9 protein-coding genes are annotated in these 4,205 nt (G+C 37.9%); all 9 read right to left on the reverse strand.

Annotated elements, in window-relative coordinates:
* Nucleotides 1–128: 128 nt before the first annotated feature.
* Nucleotides 129–548 (reverse strand): hypothetical protein, encoded by a 420-nt coding sequence (locus CRO56_RS22425; RefSeq protein WP_097160851.1) that lies wholly within the window; start codon nt 546–548, stop codon nt 129–131.
* Between the two features lie 72 nt (nt 549–620).
* Nucleotides 621–1,247 (reverse strand): hypothetical protein, encoded by a 627-nt coding sequence (locus CRO56_RS22430; protein ID WP_097160852.1) that lies wholly within the window; start codon nt 1,245–1,247, stop codon nt 621–623.
* Nucleotide 1,248: 1 nt separating this feature from the next.
* The gene (locus CRO56_RS22435; protein WP_097160853.1) at nt 1,249–1,647 is read right to left on the reverse strand and encodes a hypothetical protein; all 399 of its coding nucleotides are present in this window, start codon (nt 1,645–1,647) and stop codon (nt 1,249–1,251) included.
* The gene (locus tag CRO56_RS22440) at nt 1,644–2,027 is read right to left on the reverse strand and encodes a hypothetical protein (protein WP_097160854.1); all 384 of its coding nucleotides are present in this window, start codon (nt 2,025–2,027) and stop codon (nt 1,644–1,646) included. The genes CRO56_RS22435 and CRO56_RS22440 overlap by 4 nt, the downstream gene beginning before the upstream one ends.
* Complete coding sequence (locus CRO56_RS22445) at nt 2,024–2,206, reverse strand: hypothetical protein (protein ID WP_097160855.1); 183 nt, start codon at nt 2,204–2,206, stop codon at nt 2,024–2,026. Before CRO56_RS22445 ends, CRO56_RS22440 begins: the two co-directional genes overlap by 4 nt.
* Entirely contained in the window at nt 2,206–2,628 is a 423-nt protein-coding gene (locus CRO56_RS22450; protein ID WP_097160856.1) for a DUF1064 domain-containing protein, read from the reverse strand. Before CRO56_RS22450 ends, CRO56_RS22445 begins: the two co-directional genes overlap by 1 nt.
* A 1-nt stretch (nt 2,629) precedes the next feature.
* Entirely contained in the window at nt 2,630–2,758 is a 129-nt protein-coding gene (locus tag CRO56_RS23475) for a hypothetical protein (RefSeq protein ID WP_281257354.1), read from the reverse strand.
* A gap of 9 nt (nt 2,759–2,767) precedes the next feature.
* A complete protein-coding gene (locus tag CRO56_RS22455) occupies nt 2,768–3,214 on the reverse strand; it encodes a single-stranded DNA-binding protein (protein WP_097160857.1) in 447 nt (148 codons plus the stop codon).
* Nucleotides 3,215–3,297: 83 nt separating this feature from the next.
* Nucleotides 3,298–3,987: an HNH endonuclease signature motif containing protein gene (locus CRO56_RS22460; protein ID WP_097160858.1), complete on the reverse strand. Its 690-nt coding sequence runs from the start codon at nt 3,985–3,987 to the stop codon at nt 3,298–3,300.
* Nucleotides 3,988–4,205 lie beyond the last annotated feature (218 nt).

Genomic DNA, 4,205 nt, shown 5'->3' on the forward strand with positions numbered 1-4,205 from the left:
TTTATAATAATTTGAGTTGTAAGAAATTTTTAATTGGTTTTCCTTTGCGTATTTATCCAGGACTTCGCTGATTAGCTTTTCCAACTGTTCTGTATGATTCACAAATATTCTCTCCTTCGCGTTTTGCTTTAATCCCTCGCCAATTTATCTACAACATCATCACGTATCGTTGTAATTTGCACCCGGCTTATTCCCATATGCTTAGAGATACCAGTCAAACTCATTCCGTCCAGCAAACAATCGAGTACCACCTTTTCCTTTTCATCTGTAATCAAAGGGATACGCTCATTGATAAAGTTGACTTCTTCGATGTATTTTTGCAGACGTTTCGACTTGTTCACTCGTCTAATGACTTCATTCTCCAATGCTTTCCCGACTACTCCCTGTGCTTTTGGTAAGGTTGCTTCGATGCCATATTGGGCAGCTCCCCTAAAATCTGTTTCAGAGAGATAGTGATCGATTCGTTGTATCTCTTTAACCATCCAGTGGTAGTTTTTTAATATGCCGTATATTTGGTGTTTGTTAAACTTAGTTACGGTAGCGTTCATATTTTCACCTCGTTCTACTTGATCCATCTTCAATATCGATTTTGACTTTGTATTTAAGTGCGTTAATTTCTTTCACCCTAGAACCTCATTTGTTTGTAAGTGTCTTTTAGTCCATAACTTTTCACCTCGATAACCAGCCTTATGCCTTCTGTGTAACATCGGTAAACTTAATCCTGTTCTCCTAGAAAGTTCTGCAAGTGTGATTTTTTCACCATTGTACTTAACAAATACATTGTTATTCTTGTTTGATTGTTGTTCTTTCATTGTCACCCACCTACAATTGTTCGGTTTATATCCTTCGTTGTTATTAATTCGATCTATTGTAAGATGTTCTTCATACCCGTTGTTTAATGCCCACTCTTTGAAAGCTTTATACTTATCCCAATCAGGACAAATTTTTATGCCCCTACCACCATACAATTCATAGTAGTTAGCATTTGGATTGTTACATCGTTGTCTCATGCTTTGCCAAATTCTAAAAAGTCTTTCGTTAGAAACTGGATTGTCTACTCTCTTTTTACAACCGCAACTTGTAGTCGTACCGTTTCTTAGCCTACTAATAATTGTTTCGTATTCGTTCCCACAATCACATTTACATAACCATATAGATACACGACCTGCACTTTTACCAACTCTTTTTATTGCGGTCAACATCCCAAACTTTTGTCCACTAATATCTTGCGGTTTTGGACCCGGCATATTAAAACCTCCCTTTGCTAGAACCATCTTCTATGTCGATCTTTAATTTATACTTCAATGCGTTCAACCTTTCGCGGGTACTTGTAAAAGCATTCCCCCACCGTTTCATATTGCCGAATGCTTCTTTTTCCTGGTCCCTTAAATCCACTACTGCCAATTCCGCGTAAGCCTGTGCTTTTCTTGGTGCATCTATCTCCGCTTGTGCATACACTCTTTTCCGTTCGTTGTAGATTCGTTTATGTTCCTCCGCAAACTCGGCAGCCAGCTTCCCGATGAATACAAGTTGTTTAGAGAGTAAATCTATTTGAGTTACCTTATCTTCATCGGGTACTTGGTCTAGTAGTCTTTGATACTTGGTTATTTCTTTAACGTGTTCGTCTATCCAGTGAGGTTTGGTCATTTACTCACCATCTCCTGTAAATCGTCCCGGACCCTCATTTTGTAAACTCTCACCAACTGTCTTTGTTCCGTAGTCCGTAAATCCGTTATGATTTTGTTTATGTTCTTTTCAGTCGGTTTTGCATAGGAGATAAACTCTTTTATGCTGTCCAGGAGTTCTAGTTCGTTTTTCAGTCTCCGTCTATCCTTCCTAGCCTTTTGTAATTGCTTGGATAGTTGATAGCCTGTACTAGCATTGAAGTTTGATAGTTCGATAGCGTGAAGCAGGTCTTGAATCTCCTGCTCCACTTTTCTTAATTCTTCTTCACAGTGTTCATAGCGTTTGGGATAATGGACAAATACATCTCTTACAGCGATCAAGGCTTGTTCGTATTCGGTCATGGTCTAACCTTCTCTTTAATTTCTTCGATTCCCCAACCTAATTTGGTGAGTTTGTCACCTAATGCTTGAAATTCATAATGATCTTTTTCTTTAACACTTCCTCTCATGTTCCAACCGATACCGATACCAATTCCGAAAACAAGTATGCCTAAAACGAAAGCCCAAAAATATCCGACCATTATACATACCTCCACCCAGTTTTTGTTTTCTTTACAACTAGCAACTCATACCCGTTCTGATACTCAAACATTTTTCTGACTAGAGGGAAACGCTCATTAGCGAATCCCTTTACGTCTATAACTTGTACCCTTCCGTCATGACATAGAACTTCAAAGTCAGCCGTATATGTCCATGCTTGCCGGTTTCTAAGGCCTGTGCCTTTACATGTTTTGCATTTGATAATTTTGCCGGTCTTTTCGGAAGTAACATATCCTAAGTCACAACGGCTGCATGTGATTTTAAATTCATCCATGAGAATATACTGCGGTTGTAACTTTATACTTTCTACATCATCCCGAGTTTTAAGATATTCATAGTATTCAGCTTCCGTTTGGCTGTCAAAGGTTATCCCATCAACTACTGTTTGCTTACCGCTTCTCATGTTAGCTCCTTTCCTTATACAGCTTTAGTAATTGTTCGTCTGTTAGTGGGTTTAAGAATTCAAATGTATATTTGGTTTTCCGTTCTAATTCTGCGATGATTTCTAATCGGTGTGTTGGGTCTAGTTTCATAGTTTCCTCCTAGAACGGTAAATCATCATCGTTAATATCTATTGGTTCGCCATTGTCTGCAAATGGATCATCGTCTAAATCTTTAAAGGCTGCATTCCCGGTATTTTGTTTTGGCGGTGGTGTGTTCTCATTCTTTCCTTTTGGCTTTACCGGAAAGTCGAATCCATCAACAAATACTTCTGTGAAATATTGCTTCTTTCCGTCGTCTTTTTCCCACACCCGGTTTTGCAGTTTACCTTTGATTCCGAATTTGTCCCCTTTTCGAATATGGTTAGCCATGACTTCACCAAGCTTTCCGATAACCACGAAATTGAAGAAGTCAGTTTCATACTCTCCTTGTTGATTCTTAAAATCTCTTTGTACTGCTATAGTTCCATTTGCTATTGGTGTACCTGAAGGCGAATAACGGAGCTCCACATCTTTTACTGCATTTCCTGTTAAAATGATTACGTTCATATACGAACATCCTTTCTCTTGTTAAATAAATGATTTGACTATACTGTTAATATGGGTTTTTATGCCCTTTTTTCCTAGAAAGTTTAAGAAATACTTAAGTGTTTCCATGTCCTACCGTTTTTGATATCGCCGATAGTTGACGGATTAACTCCATATATTTTCGCTATGTCTTTTATTAAGATATGTCTCATGTTAAGTAGTTTCTTGATTTCAATAACCTCTTCTTCTGTTAGAACATGGCTGTAAATATCCTCCCCTCTAGGTTGTCTCCCTCTTTTAACTTTGTCTTGCATGTTGTCAAAGTGAGTACCTAATTCCAAATGCTCCGGATTTATGCACTGAGGGTTGTCGCATTTATGTCTAATACATAAACCTTCTGGAATATCGCCAAACATCTCTTCGTAAATTTTACGGTACATAGGAGAACTTTTACCTCTTAATCCGACAAGAGGATAACCAAACTTGTTTCTTTTATGTGAGGTACAATTAAAACAACCATTTTCATCTACTACAAAATCAATAGGAATAGCTCTTTTATCGTGTACAGTGTTTACATCACCATGTTTATATAATCTCTTGTAATGTTTTCTACAATATCCCTTAGAGAATACTTCCCTATAACAATCTGCAGCTTTGCAGTGTTTATATTTACTTCTTGGTTGATTTATTAGTTTCGTTGGATCCCCGGTTCTGTACTTCCGCCAATAATGAGTGTTACATAGGCCTTTAGCCAACACTTTCTTTTCGCAATTCGCGACAGTACATATTTTCAACTCAACATTTCCCCTTTCCACTCGAACTTTTTATCTCGTAATATCAGTACATCGTGTGTCTTGCAATAACAGTTCATTTTCTTCAACTGTTCTTTACTAACGGATTCCTCAAATACCGTACAGATGGTTAATATCTCTCCATCAATTGATTTACCCTTGTGAGTGACGACTCGTCTTACCCCATTTCTCCAACTCCCCTTTATATAACCGTTCTAACT

Source organism: Bacillus oleivorans (assembly GCF_900207585.1).
In the GTDB taxonomy this organism is placed as follows: Bacteria; Bacillota; Bacilli; order Bacillales; family JC228; genus Bacillus_BF; species Bacillus_BF oleivorans.